The sequence below is a fragment of the Christensenella tenuis genome, from assembly GCF_014287795.1.
Taxonomy (GTDB): Bacteria; Bacillota; Clostridia; order Christensenellales; family Christensenellaceae; genus Christensenella; species Christensenella tenuis.
The window spans coordinates 398226-421734 of record NZ_JACOON010000001.1; the positions used below are offsets into that span (position 1 = coordinate 398226).

Annotated in this window: 22 protein-coding genes and 1 other annotated feature; all 22 genes read left to right on the top strand. The window is 46.6% G+C overall.

The features are described from left to right. Positions 1–95 precede the first annotated feature (95 nt). A complete protein-coding gene (secD, locus tag H8S18_RS01935) occupies positions 96–1400 on the top strand; it encodes a protein translocase subunit SecD (protein WP_186856619.1) in 1305 nt (434 codons plus the stop codon). Further along, positions 1397–2326, top strand: coding sequence for a protein translocase subunit SecF (gene secF, locus H8S18_RS01940; RefSeq protein ID WP_186856620.1), 930 nt, complete (start codon positions 1397–1399; stop codon positions 2324–2326). Before secD ends, secF begins: the two co-directional genes overlap by 4 nt. A 92-nt stretch (positions 2327–2418) precedes the next feature. After that, a complete protein-coding gene (gene recJ, locus H8S18_RS01945; protein ID WP_186856621.1) occupies positions 2419–4446 on the top strand; it encodes a single-stranded-DNA-specific exonuclease RecJ in 2028 nt (675 codons plus the stop codon). A 1-nt stretch (position 4447) separates the two neighbouring features. Next, positions 4448–4960, top strand: a complete 513-nt coding sequence (locus tag H8S18_RS01950; protein ID WP_186856622.1) for an adenine phosphoribosyltransferase — start codon at positions 4448–4450, stop codon at positions 4958–4960. Positions 4961–5033: 73 nt separating this feature from the next. Beyond that, the gene (locus H8S18_RS01955; protein ID WP_186856941.1) at positions 5034–7118 is read left to right on the top strand and encodes a RelA/SpoT family protein; all 2085 of its coding nucleotides are present in this window, start codon (positions 5034–5036) and stop codon (positions 7116–7118) included. Positions 7119–7131: 13 nt separating this feature from the next. Further along, on the top strand, positions 7132–7581 hold the full coding sequence (dtd, locus tag H8S18_RS01960; protein ID WP_186856623.1) for a D-aminoacyl-tRNA deacylase: 450 nt from the start codon (positions 7132–7134) through the stop codon (positions 7579–7581). A gap of 1 nt (position 7582) precedes the next feature. Beyond that, complete coding sequence (locus H8S18_RS01965; protein WP_186856624.1) at positions 7583–8203, top strand: MBL fold metallo-hydrolase; 621 nt, start codon at positions 7583–7585, stop codon at positions 8201–8203. 3 nt (positions 8204–8206) lie between these two features. Further along, entirely contained in the window at positions 8207–9691 is a 1485-nt protein-coding gene (gene hemZ / locus H8S18_RS01970; RefSeq protein WP_186856625.1) for a coproporphyrinogen dehydrogenase HemZ, read from the top strand. Between the two features lie 209 nt (positions 9692–9900). Beyond that, positions 9901–10130, top strand: a binding site (T-box leader). 63 nt (positions 10131–10193) lie between these two features. After that, complete coding sequence (gene hisS, locus H8S18_RS01975) at positions 10194–11444, top strand: histidine--tRNA ligase (protein ID WP_186856626.1); 1251 nt, start codon at positions 10194–10196, stop codon at positions 11442–11444. A 27-nt stretch (positions 11445–11471) separates the two neighbouring features. Continuing rightward, positions 11472–13256, top strand: coding sequence for an aspartate--tRNA ligase (gene aspS, locus H8S18_RS01980; RefSeq protein ID WP_186856627.1), 1785 nt, complete (start codon positions 11472–11474; stop codon positions 13254–13256). After that, positions 13256–13957, top strand: a complete 702-nt coding sequence (locus H8S18_RS01985) for a tRNA threonylcarbamoyladenosine dehydratase (protein ID WP_186856628.1) — start codon at positions 13256–13258, stop codon at positions 13955–13957. Before aspS ends, H8S18_RS01985 begins: the two co-directional genes overlap by 1 nt. After that, complete coding sequence (locus tag H8S18_RS01990) at positions 13954–14388, top strand: SoxR reducing system RseC family protein (RefSeq protein ID WP_186856629.1); 435 nt, start codon at positions 13954–13956, stop codon at positions 14386–14388. Before H8S18_RS01985 ends, H8S18_RS01990 begins: the two co-directional genes overlap by 4 nt. Beyond that, on the top strand, positions 14389–17940 hold the full coding sequence (smc, locus tag H8S18_RS01995) for a chromosome segregation protein SMC (protein WP_186856630.1): 3552 nt from the start codon (positions 14389–14391) through the stop codon (positions 17938–17940). Between the two features lie 19 nt (positions 17941–17959). Then, the gene (gene ftsY / locus H8S18_RS02000) at positions 17960–18859 is read left to right on the top strand and encodes a signal recognition particle-docking protein FtsY (RefSeq protein ID WP_186856631.1); all 900 of its coding nucleotides are present in this window, start codon (positions 17960–17962) and stop codon (positions 18857–18859) included. 1 nt (position 18860) lies between these two features. After that, a complete protein-coding gene (locus H8S18_RS02005; protein WP_186856632.1) occupies positions 18861–19502 on the top strand; it encodes an MBL fold metallo-hydrolase in 642 nt (213 codons plus the stop codon). A 146-nt stretch (positions 19503–19648) separates the two neighbouring features. Next, a complete protein-coding gene (gene ylxM, locus H8S18_RS02010) occupies positions 19649–19888 on the top strand; it encodes a YlxM family DNA-binding protein (protein ID WP_186856633.1) in 240 nt (79 codons plus the stop codon). Then, the gene (gene ffh, locus H8S18_RS02015; RefSeq protein ID WP_186856634.1) at positions 19889–21211 is read left to right on the top strand and encodes a signal recognition particle protein; all 1323 of its coding nucleotides are present in this window, start codon (positions 19889–19891) and stop codon (positions 21209–21211) included. It begins immediately after the preceding gene. Between the two features lie 76 nt (positions 21212–21287). Then, entirely contained in the window at positions 21288–21527 is a 240-nt protein-coding gene (gene rpsP / locus H8S18_RS02020) for a 30S ribosomal protein S16 (protein ID WP_066518717.1), read from the top strand. A 12-nt stretch (positions 21528–21539) separates the two neighbouring features. Further along, a complete protein-coding gene (locus tag H8S18_RS02025; protein WP_186856635.1) occupies positions 21540–21767 on the top strand; it encodes a KH domain-containing protein in 228 nt (75 codons plus the stop codon). Continuing rightward, entirely contained in the window at positions 21764–22288 is a 525-nt protein-coding gene (gene rimM, locus H8S18_RS02030; RefSeq protein ID WP_186856636.1) for a ribosome maturation factor RimM, read from the top strand. The genes H8S18_RS02025 and rimM overlap by 4 nt, the downstream gene beginning before the upstream one ends. Continuing rightward, complete coding sequence (trmD, locus tag H8S18_RS02035) at positions 22278–23015, top strand: tRNA (guanosine(37)-N1)-methyltransferase TrmD (RefSeq protein WP_186856637.1); 738 nt, start codon at positions 22278–22280, stop codon at positions 23013–23015. The genes rimM and trmD overlap by 11 nt, the downstream gene beginning before the upstream one ends. A gap of 104 nt (positions 23016–23119) precedes the next feature. Beyond that, positions 23120–23461, top strand: a complete 342-nt coding sequence (gene rplS, locus H8S18_RS02040) for a 50S ribosomal protein L19 (protein WP_186856638.1) — start codon at positions 23120–23122, stop codon at positions 23459–23461. Positions 23462–23509 lie beyond the last annotated feature (48 nt).

Below are 23509 nucleotides of genomic sequence, written 5' to 3' on the forward strand. Positions count from 1 at the left end.
AAGTGAGTTTTTAACTGTATTATGCAGTTTTTCTTTTTCACAGCGGACAAAGGCTTGATTTTGTCTGATAATTTAAGAAGGTAGGAGGAACATTGATGAAAAAACGTAGCTTAGTCGGCATCATTGTAACATTCATTTTGATCGCTTTGTTGTGTTTTGTTGTCATCAACGGTTTCAGTGTTGGGATTTATGAAATCAAGCCGCTCAACGGTATCCAACAAGGACTGGACTTGACCGGCGGCGTTTATACCGTTTATCAGGCGGCAGATACGTCGATCGAAAACTTTGACGACAAGATGGACGGTGCGATTCTGGTGCTCCGGGACAGGTTGGACGCGAAAGGATTTACGGAAGCCACGATTACAAAACAGGGAACAGACCGGATCCGTGTGGAGATTCCGATCAACAGTACCAGCGACATTCAGGATCCAAATGAAGTGGCCGAGTTTATAGGAACTCCTGCAAAGCTTGAATTCGTTGGGCCGGATGGGGTGACGATCCTTGAAGGAAGCGATATTGCCAAAGCGCAGGCGGGGCAGCGGCAGGATGACCTCCAGTATGTCGTCAATTTTGAATTGACGGCAGAGGGCGCTGAAAAATTTGCCGAAGCGACTGAGAAATTTGTCGGTCAATCGATTTCCATCACCATCGACGGCGAGGCCATTTCTTCACCGACGGTAAATCAGGCTATCACTGGTGGAAAAGGTGAAATTTCAGGTAGCTTTACGGCCGAAAGTGCCCAGAATCTTGCAATGCAGATTGAAAGTGGCGCATTACCGCTCGATTTACAGGAAATCGAAGTGCGTTCTATCAGTGCGACACTTGGTGCAGGCGCCCTGCAAAACAGCATCATCGCAGGCCTCATCGGTCTTGCAATCCTGTTTATCTTTATTCTGATCTATTACAGATTGCCGGGGCTTGTGGCATGTATGGCGCTTATCGTGTACGTTTGCTTTGTACTTCTGCTTCTTGGCAGCGTTCCTGGCGTACAGCTTACGCTTCCCGGTATTGCAGGTATTATACTTGGCATCGGTATGGCTGTTGATGCAAACGTCATTATATTTGAGCGTTTCAAGGAAGAATTCCGTTCCGGAAAGACATTGCGGACTTCTTTTAACGGTGGATTCCAGAAAGCATTCGTTACGATCCTCGACTCTAATATTACAACTCTGATCTGTGCAATCGTACTTGCGGTATTTGGTACCGGTACACTTAAAAGTTTTGCCTATACATTGATTATCAGTATCGTTGTATCTATGATTTCAGCGTTGGCGATCACGAGGGGCATTCTCAAAATGTTTATTAACCTAAACATCAAAAACCCCAATGTATTTATGGCTAAAGCAAAACAGCTTCGTGAAGCTGCCAAGGCAGCAAAAGAAGGAGGTGGCGCACAGTGATTACAAAACACTTCAAAAAGTTTTTGATGATTCCAATTGTCATTATTGCACTGGGAATTATTTTTGGCGTCATCAACGGCGGTCTCAATCTCGGTATCGATTTTACGGGCGGTAGCATCGTATCTATTGATTTCAAAGGAGAATTTGAAACGGATGTCGTCCAGAAAGCGCTCGATAATAACGGAATGGGTGATTCGCCGATTGTAAAAGCCGGAGAAGGGTATACGCAGGCGGAAATCCGTATGCGCACACTTGATACGGATGAATTACAGTCCACGACAAACGAGGCAATTCTCACGGATATCCAGCAAACGTATCCGGACGCAGAAATCGTGTCGGTCGATAAGGTTGGGGGCGTTGCCAGTTCCGAGCTGGTACGGAATGCTTTCCTTGCAGTTGCAATTGCCTGCGGCCTGATGCTGATTTATATCTGGATTCGGTTCCAGCTCTATAACGGTATCAGCGCAGTTGTTATGCTGATCCACGACGTTGGAATTATGATCGCTATCATGTGCATCTTGCAGATTCAAATCAACAGTGCATTCATTGCGGCATGCCTTACGATCATTGGTTATTCCATCAATAATACGATCGTAGTATTCGACCGTGTTCGTGATAATCTTAAGGTAATGGGAACCAAGCGTTTTACGCGGCCGGAAATTGCCGATACGAGCATCAAGGAAACGCTTACCCGGACAATCAATACGTCCGTGACAACGTTGATTATGATTGTGTGCCTGTATATCTTTGGCGTACCGACGATCAAGGAGTTTTCATTCCCGATTATCGTAGGCTTACTGGCAGGCGTATATTCGTCCGTACTTCTTGCAGCTCCGATGTGGGCGTTGCTTGCCGACCGGTTCGACAAGAAAAAACAAAACGCTAAATCAAAAGCGAAAACAAAGAAAAAAGCTGCAAAGGCTTAAGATATCTGTAGGTTACGAACAATTTGAGCAGTGATCTGAAATTAAAAAAGACCTCCCAAATGAGGAGGTCTTTTTTCTAAGGAAACAGCAATATGAAGTACATCCTGAAGCAAAAATCCCAAGTGAATAATAGCCCTGCGGTCATTGACGGGCTGCGTAAAGAGCTGAAGCTGTCCAAATTAACCGCCGCGCTTCTTTGTGCGCGGGGAATCACCAGTCCGCAGGAAGCACAAATATTTTTAAATCCGGATATCAGCCAATTACGTGATCCGTTTTTATTTGCGAATATGCATGACGCCGTCAGTGCTGTCAGGCATACTATCGCAACAAAAGGTAAAATTTGCATATACGGAGACTATGATGCGGATGGTATTTCTGCGAGCGCAATCTTGTATAAAACCTTGAACCAAATGGGCGCAAAAGTAGAAGTCTTCCTGCCGAACCGTATGGAGCATGGGTATGGCCTCACATTGGAAAATATTGAACGCCTACAGGGAATATCGCTTTTAATTACTGTGGACTGCGGCATCACCAGCACACAGGAAATTGACCGGGCAAAAGAACTGGGCATGACGACGATCCTTACCGATCATCACGAATGCCCGCATGTTTTACCTAAAGCAGATTATATACTGAACCCTAAATGTCCGGATGAAACATATCCATATCATTCCTTATGTGGAGCAGGGGTCGCGTTTAAATTTGCACAAGCCCTGATCGGAGATGCAGCTCTTGAAATGATTGACATTGCCGCACTTGCCACAATTGCGGATATCGTACCTTTGCTGGGCGAAAACCGCACAATTGCAGCTCTTGGACTAAAAAAGCTCAATGAAGACCCGAATCCCGGAATTAATGCGCTTGTTAAAAAAGCATGTGTCAAACGTACGTCTGAAATTGATGCGCAGACCGTATCATTCGTACTTGCTCCGCGCATAAACGCCGCAGGGCGCATTTCTACAGCAAAAACCGCCTTTGAACTCCTGACTGAAAATGATCCGGAACAACTTGAAGGTCTTGCGGAAAAATTGTGTACACTGAATATAGACAGGCAGCAGCGGCAGGAGCGGGTTGTTGCTGAAGCGATGCAAATGCAGGAGGCAACCGGGGATCCCGGAGATAAGATAATTATTTTATATAAAAATGACTGGGATATCGGAATTGTTGGTCTTGCCGCTTCCAAAGTCTCCGAACGGTATGTGAAGCCTACCATCCTCCTCGGCGAATCGGAACCGGGAATTTTTACAGGCTCTGCGCGGAGTATCCCCGGCGTTAACATTTATGAAGCCCTGAATTCGCAGGCAACGATATATGAAAAATTCGGCGGGCATGCGGGTGCGGCAGGCCTTACCATAAAAGAAGAATATATCCGGCAATTAAAGCACAGGCTAAATGAATTTTTAAAAGAACATTATGAGGATGATATTTTTAAACCGCTCAAAATGTATGATCTTAAAATTACCCCGGCGGAAGTCTCAAATTCTTTGATTGCGGAATTTGAGACAATGCGGCCGTTTGGGTTTAAGAACGAACAAATAGAACTCCTGATTGAAGGCGCGCACATCGAAGATATTCGCGCTATTGGCGAAGACAAACATGCCAAATTTCAAATCTCAAAAAACGGAAAAAGTATAAACGCCGTAATTTTTGGTACGCAGGCAGTTGATGTCCCAAGGTACGCAGATGTGGTGGGAACGCTTAACATCAATACCTTCGATATGAAACCGCAGATGATTGTCAATACGCTTTCTTATGAAGAAACTCCTTTGCAAAAAATGAAGCTTGCACGCACCTTTTTGCAAAAAACAGCTTCACCCTGTGAGGCGGACTGTAAAACTTATTTTCTCGACCGTGAAACATTGCTTAGGGTGTATACGGTCTTAAAAAAAATAAACGAGAAAGCCGTTTCTTTTGCGGACGAAGGCAGTCTCGCGGAATTTGTACAGAAATATGTTGCCGGATTGACGGAAAATAAAACTGCATTTGCCTTGTCTGTCTTTGAGGAATTGGGTTTGCTAGAAATGAAAAAAGATGATAAAATACACATTGTGATACATTCTGGGAAGCATGAGCTTTCAGACAGCAGGCTATATCAAAAGTTTGGTGCAGGGGAGAATTAAAATGGATTTAAAGGCAAAAATCAGAAATATAGAGGATTTCCCGGAAAAAGGAGTGATCTTTCGGGATATCACAACCTTAATCAAAGATCCTGATGCGTTTGGATACGTAACGGATACGCTGGCAAGTCGTGTTCGGGAGCAGGACGTGGATATGATTGTGGTTCTGGATGCACGTGGATTTTTATTTGGTTCCCCGGTTGCCTATCTTTTGAAAAAGGGAATTGTTCCAGTGCGGAAAAAGGGAAAATTACCCGCAGACGTCTATCATGTGGAATATCAGCTGGAATATGGGACAGACCAATTGGAAATGCATAAAGATGCTATAAAAAAAGGGATGCGTGTCGCTGTTTTTGATGATTTGCTGGCAACCGGCGGGACGGCAAAAGCCGCATGTGAACTTGTTGAACTTGCAGGAGCAGAGGTCGTTTCCCTGAATTTCGTGATCGAGCTGACAGACCTCGGCGGAAGGGCTGCGCTCGGTGGCTACGATGTTTTTTCATTAGTACAGTATTGATGGTTGGGAGATAGTTTGGGTGTCGGAATACTATAACGATTTTATCAGGCGGCATAAGCTTGAAGATGATCCAATGCTGGAAAAAGCGTTTACAATAGCGGAAGAAGCCCATGCAGGCCAGCTCCGTCATTCTGGTGAACCTTTTTTTACCCATCCGCTTGCGGTTGCCGACATCGTTGCGGATCTCGGCCTTGACACTACGACAGTCGTCGCCACGATTCTGCACGATGCCGTGGAAGATACACAGCTTACTACAGAAGATATCGGGCGGGAATTTTCTCCGGAAATTGCCAAGCTTGTCGATGGAGTCACCAAGCTCAATAATTACGATTTCAAAACACGGGAAGAGCAGCAGTGGGAAAGCCTGCGAAAAATGTTTTTGGCAATGGCTTCCGATATCAGGGTGGTCATTATCAAACTGGCTGACCGCCTGCACAATATGCGCACCTTGAAATATCAATCCGAAAATAAGCAGATTGAGAAGGCGACGGAGACGCTGGAAATTTATGCGCCGCTTGCACATCGCCTTGGTATCAGCGCTATCCAGTGGGAACTCGAAGACTTGTCGCTGAAATTTCTGCATCCAGATGAATATTTCGAGATCGCCAATAAAATTGCATCAACCCGCGAAGAGCGCGAAAAACAAATTAATTCCGTTATTGTAAAACTGGAAGATAAACTTGCGGAAATGAAAATAAAGGCGGAGATTGAAGGCCGCCCCAAGCACATCTATAGCATTTATAAAAAGATGCGCGAAAAGCATAAAGTATTTGAAGAAGTTTACGACCTCATTGCGATCCGTATCATTGTGTCGAGCATTAAGGATTGCTATGGCGTTTTGGGGATTGTCCATACGATGTGGAAACCGATTCCCTTGCGTTTCAAGGATTATATTGCCGTTCCGAAGCAGAATATGTACCAGTCCCTGCACACGACACTTCTAGGGGAAGACGGGAAACCGTTCGAAGTGCAAATACGCACATACGATATGCATCGGACTGCCGAGTATGGAATCGCCGCCCATTGGAAATACAAAGAAGGCGGCAAGGAATCGGGCATGGATTCCAAACTCGCATGGCTGCGCGAATTGATGGAATGGCAAAACGATCTTAAAGATTCCAAGGAATTTATGGAAACGCTTAAGGTTGACTTGTTTGCGGATAATGTTTTTGTATTTACACCCAAGGGGGATGTGAAGGATTTTGTTGCCGGTGCGACACCGCTTGATTTTGCTTACAGCGTACACAGCGCAATCGGTAACAAATGCGTAGGAGCAAAGGTGAACGGAAAGATTGTTCCGCTCGACTACAAGCTTATTACCGGGGATATCGTTGAAATTATTACTTCGAATTCTGCGACTCCGAGCCGTGATTGGCTGAAATTTGTGAAAACAGCACAGGCCCGGAGTAAAATTAAGCAATGGTTCAAGAAGCAACTTAAGGAAGAGAATATTGTCAAAGGCCGCGAAATGCTCGAGAAAGAGGCGAAGCGGCAAGGGTATCATTTATCCGAACAGCTCCTGAAACCAGATTGGCTGAGCGTTCTTTATAAACGTTTTACACTCAATTCACAGGACGATATGTTTGCTGCCGTTGGCTATGGTGCGCTTTCTGCCAATCAGATTCTTTCCAAGCTGATTGAGCAATATAAAATGGCCAACAAAATCGACTCCGGTTCAGAAGAACTGAAGATTGTGAAGCGCACGGGAAAGGGTGCGGAAGAAGATATTACCGTAGAGGGCAATACCGGCCTTGCGGTGCGTTTTGCCAAGTGTTGCAATCCGGTTCCCGGGGACGATATCGTGGGTTATATTACGCGAGGACGTGGCGTATGCGTGCATACAAAGGAGTGCAAGAACCTTCAGAGTGTGGATAAGGAGCGTTTGATCGAGGTTGCATGGGCCGGAGACCAAACGACCTCCTACAATGTCGAAATACAAATCGTGGCGGATGACAGGCCGGGCCTGATGGTGGAAATTGCCCAGGCAATGTACAATATGGGCAGGGATATCACAGCGATCAATGCACACTCGGCTAAAAATGGCGTGGCCACGATTTCCCTGCGCTCTAACATTACATCTGTACAAGACCTGCACGACCTAATGAACAAGCTGAAAGCTTTGAAAGGTGTGCGGGATGTATTCCGTGTGAACTATTGAGGGCCTGAAAATTATGCGAGCTGTAGTACAACGGGTAAAAAATGCTTCTGTTTATGTGGACGGAGAGGCCATCAGTCAAATCGGTACCGGCCTTGTTGTATTGATTGGTATTTCTTCGGAAGATTCCGATAGGGATATGGAGTATATTGCGGAAAAATGTGTCAATCTGCGGATTTTTGAAGATGCAGGCGACGTAATGAACCTTTCTGTAAAAGATATCGGGGGAGAAATACTCCTTGTTTCTCAGTTTACACTTTACGGGGACGCACGCAAGGGCAGGAGACCAAGCTATATCAAGGCGGCTACCCCGGATGCGGCGCGGGATCTGTTCGAAAAATGTGTTTATTTATTTCGAAAAAAATATGAAAAAATACAAATTGGAAAATTTCAGGCAGAAATGCAGGTTTCCCTCGTAAATGATGGTCCTGTGACAATTTTGCTGGATAGCAAAAAGGAATTTTGAAATGCAAATTATACTAGTTGTGACAGGCGCCTTGCTTGAAAATGCATATATCATATATGAAGAAGGGTCTAAGGAAGCAATTGTCATTGATCCAGGTGATGATACCGCAAAAATAGAAGAACAAATTGACCATAATGGGCTTACCGTTTCATATATTCTTCTGACGCACGGCCATGCCGACCATATTGGCGCGGTCGATGAACTAAAGAGACGATATGGCGCGAAGGTTGCGGTGCATGAGAAAGATGCAGGAATGTTGACTTCTGCGCAAGCCAATCTTTCCGCTTTTATAGGCCTGCCATTTTGCATTGAGCCGGCAGATATCCTTTTGAAGGATGGGGATATGATAAATACTGGCAATCTAGCTTTACGCGTACTTCATACGCCCGGTCATTCACCGGGCAGCGTTTGTTTTTTAGGCGGAGACGTATTGTTTTCAGGGGATACTTTGTTTGAAGGCTCTATCGGCCGCACAGATTTTCCAGGAAGCAGCACAGAAGATATGAAAATTTCTCTGCAACAGCTTAGAGAACTGGAAGGCGATTATCAAGTCTATCCGGGGCATGGCGGCTCTACTACGCTTGCGCAGGAAAAAGCAATGAATCCATATATGGGATGGTAAACTATGTTTTCACTTTATACGGAAACCCCTTCGTTTTTTAATGATATCTGTGAGGAAATCCGGCTGTTTTTACCGGAAGAAAAACAAATTATACAGCTCGACGATAAAAATGAGACAAATGCCGGTAAGCTGATACGGCATTTTTTTTGGCATGATGAGGCCGGTTGGCATAATAAGGTTGAGTATTATGAAGATGGCAGGCAAAGGGCCGCATCCTGCGAGCTTCCCATATTTACAGACGACAACGGAGACCCTGTTGATATCACCGCAAATACCCTGCTTGCCAGAAAATTAAAAAAGCATGCCGTGAAACATCTTATATATCGTGTTATGCAGGAAGCTTACCAAAAAAGCATGCCGTGGGGATCGCTTACAGGGATTCGTCCTACAAAGCTGTTTCGTGAGCTTGCGGCAAGACATGGCACAGCCCGTGCGCGCCGCATCTTTACGGACCGTTATGATGTTTCGCGGCCTAAAACGCGGCTTGCGGAAAAAATTTGTGCTGTGCAGGCTCCTTTTATCAGCCATATGGACGGGCAGGAACTTGATATCTATATTGGAATTCCGTTTTGCGTCTCCAGGTGTAAATATTGTTCCTTTATTTCACGCGATCTCAAATTTAACGAAACGATTAAAGATCAATATCTTCCTTGTTTGCTGCATGAAATGGAAGCTATGAAAGATATCGTGGAAAAATACCGTATTCGCTCCGTATATATCGGGGGTGGCACACCGACTGCACTGAGCGACCATGATCTTGCTACGGTTCTCGAAGCAGTGAACAAATGGTTTCCGGATCGGCTTGAATTTACGGTGGAGGCAGGACGGCCGGATACAGTAACAGCTACAAAACTGCGTATTTTAAAGGAGCACGGCGTGGAGCGCATCAGCATCAATGCCCAGACGGCAAACGACAGGACACTGGAGCTGATTGGCAGGAAACATACGCTGGAGGATTTTAAGCGTGCTTTTTCCTTGGCAAATACATACGGATTCCAAAGCATCAATACCGATATCATTCTCGGCCTTCCACATGAAGGATTGCGGGACGTGGAAAAAACGCTTGCCGAAATTATGAAGTTTGAACCAGACAATGTAACGGTTCATACATTGGCAATCAAACAATCTTCTGCGTTTGCTGAAGAGCGTCAAAACGACCTTCCAGGAGCCGAAACAGTCTCAGAAATGGTAGATTTGGCCCAAGAATTTCTTTCTGCAAAGGGGTATCTTCCGTATTATCTCTACCGCCAGAAATATATGAGCGGTAATCTTGAAAACGTTGGATTTGCACTTCCGGGAAAAGAATGCATTTATAATATCGATATCATGGAAGAAACGGTCAGCAATCTTGCGTTCGGGGCGGGAGCGATTTCCAAAAAATTATTTCTGGATCAAAACCTTATCAAACGTGCACCGAATGTAAAGGATTTGAAAAATTATATCGACCGTACGGAAGAAATGATAGGGCGTAAAAAAGAACTATTTTGAAGTATACAGGAGCTTGGAACATACGTAAAGATGTGGAAAGACCCGGTGCATTTTGCTGTTCGGAAAAATCGTCACGAGGGCAAAAGGAAAACAATAAACCTATGGGGAGGGGATCGGTCCGGCGGCCGATACTGTCCTTTATTTGAACGCCAAAGAAATTCGCGCTTTATTGACATGCCTTCGTTTTCCCGGTATAATAAGACCAATTGGAAAAGGCGATGAGATGGAGAGTAACCGTATGCCTTACGCCAAGAGAGCGGCCGCCGCGGCTGAAAGCGGCTGTGCGTTTAAGATGCGGTGAAGAACACCATGGAGCTTCCGTTGCGAAAGCAATCGTTTTGTGATTAGTTGCGGACGCACGCCGGCGTTATCGGCAAAGAGCGGAGAAACTTGTTTCTCAATATGGGTGGTACCGCGGATTTTAAACTTCGTCCCTTTCTGTTTCAGGACGTTGTTTTTTTATGTTTTATATTGTTTTCAGGATACAGGAGGTAACTGTAACGTGGCAGTGAGAGCCCCAAAAGGAACAAAAGACGTTCTTCCCCAGGAGAGCTATAAATGGCAATATGTAGAGAATCTTGTGCGAAAAATTACTGCACTCGCCGGATATCGGGAAATTCGTACACCCATTTTTGAACATACGGAACTTTTCCTGCGCGGCGTGGGAGATACGACAGATATTGTTCAAAAGGAAATGTACACCTTCAATGACAAGGGCAACCGTTCCATTACGCTTCGTCCCGAAGGAACCGCAGGCGTGGTGAGGGCATTCCTGGAAGGCGGCTTGCCCTCCAATGCACAGCCGACAAAGATGTATTACCTGAGCGCTCCTGTGTTCCGCTATGAAAAACCACAGTCTGGAAGGCTGAGGGAGCATCACCAGTTTGGCGTGGAAGTATTTGGCGCGCCAGACGCGAGCGTCGATGCGGAAGTAATCAATATTGCACTTACGCTTTTAGGGGAACTCGGACTAAAACAGCTACACCTTAATATTAACAGCATTGGCTGCGAAAAATGCCGTCCGCAATATAACGAGTTGCTCAAAGGATACTTGCACAAGCATGCGGACGAATTGTGTGAATCCTGCAACGAACGTATGGACCGAAATCCTTTGCGTGCACTGGATTGCAAAGAGGAAGGATGTCAGGCGGTGGTAAAAAACGCGCCGCTTATGATTGACCACCTGTGCGAAGAATGTTCGGCTCATCTTGAAGCATTGAAAAAATATTTGGATGTCCTGGGAATTGAATATGCAGTTAATCCGTTCATTGTACGCGGCCTGGATTATTATACCAAAACCGTATTTGAAATTATTTCCGACAGCATTGGCGCGCAGGGAACGGTGTGCGGCGGCGGGAGGTATGATAAGCTGGTGAAGCAGGTTGGCGGACCGGACTTGCCGGGCATTGGCTTCGGTATGGGCATCGAGCGCCTTTTGCTTGTGATGGAAAATGAAGGAATAGAGATTAGCCGGCCTGTACTTACAGACATCTTTTTATGTACGCATGGGGAACAGGCGCGCTTTAAGGCAGCGCAATTGGTGCGCGACCTGCGCCGCGAAGGAGTGAAAGCAGATATGGACCACTGTGCGCGCAGTATTAAGGCGCAGTTTAAATATGCGGATAAAATCGGCGCCAAATTTGTTGGGGTCATTGGCGAAACTGAGCTTGCAGAAGATACAGTTGTCTTAAAAACAATGGAAACGGGCGAGGAACGCACTGTGCGCCAGAATGAAATCAAAAAGCTGATATAAAGAATTTACTATTTGGGAGAGAAAATCATGGGAGAATTTTTAGGCGATTGGAAGCGCACTGCGCTGTGTGCGGAGTTTACCACAGACGACATTGACCGGGAAGTAACGCTGATGGGTTGGGCGGATACGCGCCGTGACCTGGGGGGGCTTGTATTTGTGGACTTACGGGACCGTTCGGGGATTATGCAAGTGGTATTCGACGAATCGATGTTTGAAGGAGACTTTGATCAGGTTAGCAGCATTCGGAGCGAATTTGTGCTGGCGGTAAAGGGAAAAATTGTAAAGCGCTCGGAAGATACGGTCAACCCTAAGCTGCCTACCGGCCTTATTGAAGTTAAAGTGCGCGAATTGAAGATTTTGAGTAAAGCGGAAACGCCGCCGTTTGAAATTGAAGATGGCAGCAAAGTGCGTGAAGAGCTGCGCCTGAAATATCGCTATCTCGACCTGCGCCGGCCTGAGATGCAAAAAAATCTGATACTGCGCAATAAGATTGCAAATTCTGCGCGGGCTTACCTGACTGAAAATGGTTTCCTTGATATCGAGACGCCAATGCTGCAAAAGAGCACACCGGAGGGCGCGAGAGATTATCTGGTTCCGTCCCGCATCCATCCGGGATGTTTTTATGCGCTTCCGCAGTCTCCGCAGCTTTTCAAACAGATTCTGATGATCTCGGGCTATGACCGGTATTTCCAGATTACCAAATGTTTCCGCGATGAGGATTTGCGGGCTGACCGCCAACCGGAATTTACGCAAATAGATACGGAAATGTCTTTTGTAGACGCAGACGACGTCATGGCCGTGCATGAAGGCCTGCTGCAAAGGGTCTTCAAGGATGTGTTGGATATAAATATAGAGCTTCCTTTAAAACGTTTATCCTATCAGGAGGCGATGGACCGCTTTGGAAGCGATAAGCCGGATACACGCTTTGGCCTCGAGCTGAAAGATGTGAGCGATATCGTCGCCGGAAGCGAATTCAAGGTATTCAGTTCCGTCGTAAAAAATGGCGGCAGCGTACGCGCGATCAATGCGAAGGGATGTGCAAATATCCTTGCGCGGCGCGAAATCGATGCGCTGGTGGAATTTGTTAAGATTTACGGTGCAAAAGGTATGGCTTGGATTTCCATTCGTGAGGACGGCCTCAATTCGCCGATCACGAAGTTTATGACGCAGGAAGAGATCGACGGGATCATGGAACGCCTGGATGGCAAGGTGGGCGACATCCTTTTCTTCGTAGGAGATAAAAATTCCGTTGTTTACGATTCACTCGGCGCGCTGCGCCTAAAATTGGCCGAAAAGCTTAACCTGATTGAAGACAATACGTGGGATCTTTTATGGGTGACTGAATTCCCCCTGTTCGAGTACAGCGAAGAAGAGAAGCGCTATGTCGCAAAACACCATCCGTTTACATCACCTATGGATGAGGATATTGATAAGGTGACGAGCGATCCGGAACACGCACGCGCAAAAGCATATGATATTGTTTTGAACGGAAACGAAATCGGCGGCGGCAGTATCAGGATCCACAGTACGGAATTACAGGAAAAAATGTTCGAAGCACTTGGCTTCTCAAAGGAGGACGCATGGGAGCGCTTTGGTTTCCTGCTCGAGGCTTTAAAATATGGCACGCCGCCGCACGGCGGACTTGCCTATGGCCTTGACCGCCTGGCAATGCTGATGGCAGGCGTGGAATCGATTCGTGATGTGATCGCATTCCCCAAGGTGCAGAATGCATCCGACCTGATGTCAAAAGCGCCCGATACAGTGGATAGAAAGCAGTTGCGTGAGCTGCATATTAAAGTGGATGAAGATTGATGTTTGACGATTCCAGGACAGTCGCGCTGCTCGGGGAAGAGGGAACTGCACGTTTGCGCGCTTCCGCTGTCGCTGTGTTCGGAGTCGGCGGGGTTGGTTCATTTGCCGCGGAAGCGCTTGCACGGGCGGGGATCGGTACGCTTTGCCTGATCGACAACGACATAGTGAAGCCGTCCAATTGCAACCGCCAGTTGGTTGCGCTTTCTTCTACTGTAGGCAGCAAAAAGGTAGAGGTAATGGCTGCGCGTGTCCGCGATATCAACCCCGCAGTTAACGTCATTGCCATCGACCGTTTTTATGACGAAGCAAGCAGCGATGAAATTTTTGCCCATCAGTTTGACTTTGTCATTGATGCGATCGATAGTCTGCGGGCAAAGGAAAACCTGATCTTAAATTGCGCGGGACGGGGGATTGAAATGATTTCCTCTATGGGCGCGGGTAATAAGTTATATCCTGAGCGCTTTTCCGTAATGGATTTATTCCGCACAACGTGCGATCCTATTGCGAAAATATTGCGGAAGCGTCTGCGGGGCGCGGGGGTCAAAAAGCTTCGAGTGGTCTGCTCGGATGAGCCTCCCCGTAAAACGGGATTAAGTGAGGATGGAAAGAATGTGCCGGCCAGTATTTCGTTTGTACCTTCTGTGTGCGGGCTTCTTATGGCAGGCGCGGCAGTAAGATATCTGGCAGGTGTGGAAGAATGAATGAATCGGGCCTTGTAACGAAAACATCCGGGGATACGGCATACGTTTTATTTGAACGTACTTCCGCGTGTTCGAAATGCGGCGCATGCGGCATGCTCAGTGGGCAAAACGATATCACTGTCACTATGAAAAACCTTTTGCACGCGCGGGAAGGCGACCGGGTCGAGGTGCAATTCACTACAAAAAACGCGCTTCAGTCCTCGGCAATTGCGTATCTTTTTCCATTGCTGATGTTATTTTTGGGCGTGTGGCTCGGATATATCATCCCTCAGGATGTCTTTCCGGTCAAAGATGCGCTTGCCGCGATTCTGGGAATCATCTTTGCGGTGGCTGCGTTTTTGATTTTGAAGCTGCTCAATCCATATTTTAAGAAGAAATTCTCAAATGTATACACGATGACCAAAATCATTGAGGAAAGCGGGCAAAAATAAGTGTTCCTGAAACGAATCGAACTCAATGGGTTCAAGTCTTTCTGCAATAAGAAAGAAATCATTATCAATAAGGGAATCACGGGAGTAGTCGGACCGAACGGCAGCGGGAAAAGTAACATTGCCGACGCCATGCGCTGGGTGCTTGGAGAGCAAAGTTCCAAGAACCTGCGCGGCACGAGCATGCAGGACGTGATTTTTAATGGGACGCAAACGCGCAGCAAAAAAGGCTATTGCGAAGTTGCGCTTATTTTTGACAACTCGGATATGCGCATCAAATCCGAATACACGGAAATCGCAGTGCGGCGAAAGATGTACCGGTCCGGGGAAAGCGAATATTCCATCAACAATACCAACTGCCGCCTAAAAGATATCCTCGACCTTTTCCGTGATACCGGAATTGGAAAGGAAGGGTATTCCATCATCGGACAGGGAAAGATCGATGAAATCCTGACGAGCAAGGCAACCGACCGTAGAAAGGTGTTTGAAGAAGCGGCTGGGATTATGAAATACCGCGTCCGTAAGGAAGAAGCGGAGCGTAACCTGCGCAAAACAAACGATAACATCACCCGGATTGACGACATCATCTCGGAGCTCTCCGCCCAGATCGAGCCGCTGGAAAAACAGATGAATGAAGCACGCGACTATCTTACGTTGCGTGACCGTTTAAAAGAACTTGAAATTAACCTTTATTTGTATCAATACGATCGAACCGGTGAGCGTATTTCAAAAACCGAAGAACAGATCCGGGAAAACGAGCAGGAGTTCCGCGGCTTGACAGAGCGGATTGTACAGGAAAACGCACGTATGCAGGAGACCAAAAAAGAGCTGGCCCGGCTTCAGGATGAGATTGAAGCGCAAAATGCGCAGCTCGGAGAGCAAATGAGTAAGCAGGAACGCCTGAAGGGTTCCCTCAATTTGCTGGAAGAAAAGGAGAATACAAATCAGCGTGCCATGCGTGACAACTATGAAAAACGCGACACGTATGAAGTGCAGATCAAAGAAGGCGAACAAAAACTTCGGGATATAAACGCGCAAATTAGCGAAAAAAATTCCGCGATCGATGAAAAATATACGGAAATTCTCGCTTTGCGTTCGCGGATTGAGGAAGTGACCGGAAAGTCGGGCGATGCGCAAGAAGGAATTGACGCTGTACGCGCAGAAGTGGAAAATGCCCGTACGGCACTCCAAACGATGCTGATTGAACTCAATGAAAAGCAAGTTAAAGCGGAAATCCTGGGGCAGAAAAAGCAACAGGCTCAAGAGGAAATTGAGCAGCATAAAGCATATGTTGTGCAATTACAGCAAACGGTTGAATCCCTCAAACATGAAAATACAGAATGTGAACGTCAAAGCGCCGTCCTCCGCTCCGCTATGAATGAAGCGGCCCAGTTAATTAAAACACTCCAGGATGAGCGTACGCAGGCAGAAAAGAAAGTAGCTGATACGGCGCGCCGTTTAAGCGAAGACGAATCGCGGCTGAAACTTTTAAATGATATGCGCGACGAATATGAAGGCTACTTTGACAGCGTTCGTTCGCTGTTTAAAGCGGCAAAAAAAGCGCCGGAAATTGGCTGGAAAATCAAAGGCGTACTGGCAGAACTGATCGATGTTCCCAAAAAATATGAAACGCCGGTTGAAATCATTCTTGGCAATGCTCTGCAAAATGTGGTCGTGGAAAATGATACGGACGCAAAGGATATTATTTCCTTCCTGCGTAAAAACAATCTGGGACGCGTTACGTTCTTGCCGACGAAATCCCTCAAAGTCCGTACCTTGCAAAAAGATGAGAAATCTTTCCTTGATCTGGATGGAGTGGAATGTGTTGCCAGTGAAGCGATCGAGTGTTCGGATGAGGTGCGGCCTGCAGTGGACTTTTTGCTTGCCCGTACGGTAATTGTCCGCGATATGGATAGCGCAATTTCTCTTATGCGTAAAACAGACTATGCGTTCCGGGCGGTAACGATGGAGGGGGATTTCATAAAACCCGGCGGAGTCATTACGGGCGGCAGCCTGAAGAAAAACAGCACCGGATTTCTTTCCCGTAAACGTATGGCACAGGAACTTGAAGAAAGCGTGGATTCAAACAGGAACTTGCTTGCCCAGTGGAATACCTCTCTTATGGAAAGCCGGAAACGGAGTGAAGATGCACAGCTTTTGCAGCAGGAAACACTGCAAAAATTACGCGGTCAGGAAATTAAAGCCGCAGAGGCGAAACAGAAATTCCAGGCCGCCTACGACGTATTCATTAATAATGAACAAATTGCCGCTGATTTAGCAGACCGTTTATCGGAAGCGTCAATTGAATTGGAACAGATGGAAACCGCGACAAAGGCATTGCGCGAAAATACCGAATGTGCGCAAGCCGAGTTTGATGCACTAAAAAAACGTCAGAAAGAAGCGGAAGAACGCGCCGCCGGAGTGGCCGCACAGACGTCGGAAATTAAAGATATGCTTTCCGCGCAGGAACTGCATCAATCGGAGCTTGCAAATGAGAAAAATATCCTCTTGCGCGAGGCGGAACACCTGCGCGGATCAATTGCGCAGGCAAAGGATAATCTGGCCCGGCTGCAGCAAGATAACGACGCGCTTTCTGCCGAAATGAAGGAATTGACCCATTCCAAAGCGGAACTTCGCGGCCAGCTTGATGAAATCCTCGAGCGGGTGCGGCAGGCAGGCGAAGAGACGCGTGTGAAACTTGCACGGCGCGATGAATGGAATGCGCAGGCGGAGGAAGCTGCGAGACAAGCAGAAGAGCTTAATGCACAGAAAGACCTGTTGATCGAGCAAAAGTATAAATTTATTGCAAATAAAGAAAAACTCGAATTATCACGTGAAAATTACCAGAATAAGCTTTGGGAAGATTACGGTCTTACCTATGCAAATGCCCTCCCATTCCGCAAAGAAGATTTTGCTTATCAGGCGGGGACCCGTGAAATTGATGGTATCCGGGAACGAATCCGTGAAATGGGCGCAGTAAATCCGAACGCTATCGAGGATTATACGCGCGTGCGTGAGCGGTACGATAATCTTGTTCTTCAGCGCGAAGACCTGATCGCGGCCGGAAACGACCTCCAGGTTGTAATTAATGGGCTCCTGTCAGGGATGAAAGAAAGTTTTCGCGAAAAATTCGCACTGATTAACGAGAATTTCCAACGTACATTCCATGACCTTTTTGGCGGCGGATATGCACAGCTCGAACTTGGAGAAGGAGATATCATGGAATGCGGAGTGGAAATTATTGCTGAGCCGCCCGGGAAAAAACTCCAGAATATCGGCCTTTTGTCCGGTGGAGAGAAGGCGCTTACGGCAATCGCGCTTCTGTTTGCAATGCTAAGCATCAATCCATCGCCAATTTGTCTTCTCGATGAGATAGACGCGCCGCTTGATGATGCAAACGTAATCCGTTTTTCGGAGTATCTTACGACGCTTTCTAAGGAATTGCAGTTTATTGTCATTACGCACAGGAAGCCCTCTATGGCCATTTGCGATACGCTCTACGGCATTGCAATGCAGGAAAAGGGCGTTTCGGATATTGTATCAGTAGAACTTTAAAACAGGAGAGAGTTTAGAAATGGGATTTTTTGACAAACTAAAAGAACGTGTCAACAAGACACGGGAAAATTTTTCAGCTAAAGTCAACCAAGTAATTAAGAATTTCCGCAAAGTAGACGAAGAGTTTTTTGAAGAACTCGAGGAGGCATTGATTCTCTCGGATATTGGCTATGCAACAACGGAAAAAGTAATTGAAACATTGCGTGACCAAGTAAAAGAGAGCAAAATTTCGGATTCTTCTGAAATCAAGGATATGCTCGTAAAAATCCTCGCGGATTATATGAGCGCTCAGCCTCTGGAAATTAAAAAACCGACCGTAATGCTGATTGTAGGCGTCAATGGAGTGGGAAAAACCACAGCGATCGGAAAATTGACTAATTACTATAATGCGCAGGGTAAAAAGGTGCTTCTTGCGGCGGCGGACACTTTTCGCGCAGCGGCGGCGGAACAGCTTTCCATCTGGGGACAGCGTACGAATACGCGTGTAATTAAGTATGCGGAAGGCGCTGATCCGGCGGCTGTCGTTTATGATGCGATCGATGCGGCAAAAGCCGCGGACAGCGATCTTTTGATCATCGATACGGCGGGCCGCCTGCACAACAAAAAAAACCTGATGAGCGAACTCGAAAAAATTAATAGAGTCATCGATAAAGAATATCCAGGTGCAAACCGCGAAACGTTCCTTGTGGTGGATGCTACAACAGGACAAAATGCGATTTCACAGACGGAAGTGTTTAACGAAAGCGTTAAGCTCACAGGGATCATCCTTACCAAACTTGACGGGACAGCCAAGGGAGGCGTTGTATGCGCTGTAAAAGATATGACAGGCGTACCAGTGCGTTTTATTGGTGTCGGCGAAGGGGTGGATGATTTACAGCCTTTCGATGCGTACGAATTTGCAAAAGCGATCCTCGAATAATATGGGGACACAGATAATTCCGCTGCGCTTTGGCGGAGATAACTGCTATGTCATTGAAAATGGCAGCCATGCCGTGCTCGTGGATACAGGACGAAACTCCACAAGGGAAAAATTACTGGCAGCCCTGAAGCCGTGGGATATTGAGCTGATCCTTCTGACGCACGGTCATTTTGACCATACATATAACGCGGCGTTCCTCGCACAAAAATTTGACGCCAAAATCGCTCTGCATGTGGCGGATGCAAGACTGGTGCGCGATAATCGGATTCATAAAATTGATTCGCGCGGCCCGGTCGGCTATTTTATAAAAAAAGTTTCTATAGCAAACATCAACAGGATATATATCGAACCGTTTGAACCAGCTTTTTATTTGCAGGACGGGCAGGATCTCAGGCCGTTTGGAATTGATGCGCAAATTATTGCGCTCCCTGGACATACGGTGGGTTCTATTGGGATTCTGTCTGGAAAAGCATGCATTGTAGGAGATACGCTCATGAATATATGCGGAGTCAGCCGGGCACGCATCGCAGAGGATTTCAGGGCGCTTGACCGAAGCATCGGGACATTAAAACGGACGGACGCGGAAATTTTTTATCCCGGGCACGGAGGCCCGGTGGAGCGTAAACGGCTACTGAATTTGTGAGTGTAAAGGCCTTAGGCTTGACACTTCATAAAAATTATGTATAATAAAACAGGTGTAAAGTTTTTATGCTTTACATCTGTTTTTAATTATTGAGAGCAGTCGGCTTGGGAAAATACGTATGGAACGGGCTGATTGGGCGGTATATTATGAAACGCGAAAAGGACTTAAGCCTCAGCCTGTATTATGATTTTTATGGAGAATTCCTGACGGAAAAACAGGCGAAACTGTTTAAACTCTATTACAATGACGATTATTCCCTTGCCGAGATTGCCCAGGAATGTGGAATTTCAAGGCAGGGGGTACTGGATACCCTGAAGCGGGCCCAGGCAAAACTCAAGGATATGGAAGGCAAGCTTGGCTTGGTTGCAAACAGCAAGGAGAAATAGATGGCATTTGAAGGGATCGCGGAAAAACTCCAAAACGTGTTCAGAAAATTGACGTCGCGCGGTAAATTGTCCGAAGGAGATATCAAGGCGGCAATGCGGGAAGTAAAGCTCGTATTGCTTGAAGCGGACGTTAACTTTCTCGTTGTAAAGAAATTTATCAAGGAATTATCGGAAAAAGCGGTTGGCTCCGAGATTCTTGAGAGCCTTACGCCCGGGCAACAGGTAATCAAGCTTGTACGCGATGAGATGACCGAACTTCTGGGCGGGAAGCAAGCGGAGATCAAATTGGCAAGCACACCACCGACGGTCGTCCTGATGATGGGACTCCAAGGCGCCGGAAAAACAACGTTCTGCGCAAAACTTGCTGGATACTATCAGAAAAAAGGTAAAAAACCGTTGCTCGTCGCTTGTGATATTTACCGTCCGGCAGCCATTAAGCAATTGCATGTGGTTGGTGAGCAAGTCGGTGTGGACGTATTCGATATGGGGCAGGATAACGCTTCTAAAATTTATAAAGAAGCGGCAAAGCATGCCATGAAACTTGGCTGTGATATGATTATTGTAGATACGGCGGGCCGTTTGCACATCGATGATGAAATGATGTCGGAGCTAAAAGATCTCAAACAAACGGCGAACCCGACGGAAACGCTGCTGGTTCTTGATGCAATGACCGGTCAGGATGCGGTAAACGCGGCGACGACTTTCAATGATAATATCGGTATTGACGGCGTAATCCTCACCAAAATCGATGGAGATACGCGCGGAGGTGCGGCAATGTCCGTCCGTTCCGTGACGGGAAAGCCAATCAAATTTGTGGGTGTGGGGGAAAAACTTTCGGATATTGAGCCATTTTATCCAGACCGTATGGCATCGCGGATTCTCGGCATGGGGGACGTTATGTCTCTTATAGAAAAAGCGGAAGCTTCTTTTGAAGAAAAGAAGGCTGTCGAATTACAGAAAAAGATTTCCAAAGACCAGCTTACCCTCGAAGACTTTCTCGACCAGCTGGAGCAGTTTCAGGATATGGGGTCCATGAGCGATATTCTGGCTATGATGCCGGGTGGAAATAAGCTGAAGGGCATGACGGTTGATGAAAAACAACTGGAACGCACAAAAGCAATTGTAAAATCCATGACGCGGGAAGAACGGTTGAATCCCCAGGTTATCAATGCCTCTCGCAGGCGGCGTATCAGCGCAGGAAGCGGAACGACGGTGCAGGATGTAAACCGGCTTCTGAACCAGTTTGACCAGATGAAAAAGATGCTTAAGCAATTTTCCGGCAAAGGCGGAAAACGGCGGGGCATGATGAAACTGCCATTTTAGTTTTAACACAGTCTTATGCCGTGCAAGCGGTTAAATATAATAAAGTTTCATTTATGAAATTATTTGGAGGTAGATTATGTCAGTAAAAATCAGATTAAAAAGAATGGGTTCCAAAAAGCGGCCGTTTTACAGAATGGTGGTGGCGGATGAGCGCGCACCCCGCGATGGCAGGTACATCGAAGAGCTTGGATATTATGATCCGCTTACGAAGGATCTGAAACTGGACAATGAAAAAGCGCAAAGCTGGATCGGCAATGGTGCACAGCCTACGGATACTGCGCGCGCATTACTGAAAAAAAGCGGCGCGATCAACTAAAGGTGAATCACAATGCGTGAATTGGTAGAATATATTGCCAAGAATTTGGTGGATGAACCGGATTCTGTCCGCGTGACTGAGCGCGAGGAAGAGCATGCCTTTATCCTCGAGCTTACCGTTGCGCCTGACGATATGGGTAAAGTGATCGGCAAGCAGGGTCGGATTGCCAAAGCAATCCGTACCGTTGTGAAAGCTGCCACAACAAAATCACCAAAAAAATATATTGTTGAAATCGTATGACTGAGTACTTCGAGTTAGGGCGTATCCTGAAACCACAGGGTGTAAAAGGTGAAGTGAAGCTTGATGCGTTTACTGACGATTTATCGCGGTTCCTTGATCTGGATTTTGTTTATTTCAAGAATGCGGAAACGGGATATCGTCGCGTAAACGTCGAGAAAACGCGCATAGACGCCCGGTATGCTTATCTGAAACTTCAGGGTATTGAGTCCCGTGATGATGCGGAAACGCTTCGTGGGGTTTTCCTGTACATCGACAGAGCACATGCGGCCAAGTTGCCGGAAGGTTCTTATTATATTCAAGACCTAATTGGCTGCCGGGTAACGGATCAAACGGGAAAATCACTTGGCGTTTTGCAGGATATCCTGCAAAACGGTGCGGCAGACGTGTATGTTATAAAAATGGAAAAAGGTACCTGCTTATTTCCTTCCGTAAAGCATGTCGTCCTGAACCGTGATATAGAAAGCGGCATCATTACGGTGGATGCGCAAAAGCTCGCCGAGGTTGCGGTCTATGATATTTAACTGCCTTACGATTTTTCCCGAAATGTTTTCTGCTTTTACAGGCACAAGCCTGTGTGAAAAGGCGATTGCAAAAGGGCTGATTGAAATCAATGCCGTTAATTTTCGCGACTACACGGAAGACAGGCATAACCGCGTCGATGCATATCCTTTCGGGGGCGGGGCCGGGATGCTTTTGATGCCGCAACCGCTGTTTCGTTGTTTCGCGGCCCTAAATGAAAAGCACGCAGCCCGAAAGGTCCGTAATATCTATATGAGCCCGGCCGGCAAGGTTTTCACTCAGAAAAAGGCTGCGGAATTCTCCGGATATGAAGTGCTGAATATTTTATGTGGCCATTATGAAGGAGTAGATCAGCGCGTACTGGATCACTTGATCGATGAAGAAATTTCCATTGGGGACTATGTATTGACCGGTGGAGAACTTCCAGCCATGGTATTAATGGATTGTGTTATGCGTTATGTGCCCGGAGTTCTTTCCAATGCGGAGTCGCTTTCCGAAGAAAGTTTTTCCGGCGGTTTGCTGGAATATCCGCAATACACGCGTCCTTCTTCCTTTCAGGGAATGGAAGTACCGGAAGTACTTCTTTCCGGACACCATAAAAACATTGCTGCCTGGCAAAGGGAACAGGCCCTCCTGAAAACCCTTTTATGCCGGCCTGAGCTTTTAGAAAGTGCGGAGCTTAGCAAGGAAGACCTGGAAATTTTGGACCGGTTAAAAAAACAAACTTGATCTTCTGGTCAAGTTGTGATAAAATTTTAGTGTTTTTTGAATTAGGATGGTCCGCTGCCCGAATATGCGGGTAAGAACGTCTGCAGGGGAAGGAGGAAATTCAAATGAACGATATTATCAGAGCAGTAGAAGCCGAACAGCTTAAAACGGATCTGCCCGCTATGAAGGTGGGAGATACAGTTAAGGTGTATGTAAAGGTTGTAGAAGGAACCAGAGAAAGATTACAGGCATTCGAGGGATATTTAATTGCAAAGAAAGGCGGCGGCCTTTCCGAAACGATTACGGTACGACGCGTATCTTACGGTATTGGGGTGGAAAGAACATTCCCGATCCATTCGCCCCGGGTGGACAAAATCGAAGTGCTTCGCCATGGCCGCGTGCGCAGAGCAAAATTGTTTTATTTGCGCGACAGGGTTGGCAAAGCCGCAAAGATCAAAGAAGCTTAAAAAATGCGGGGGCGTTATGCCCCCTATTTTTTTATATCATGGGAAAGG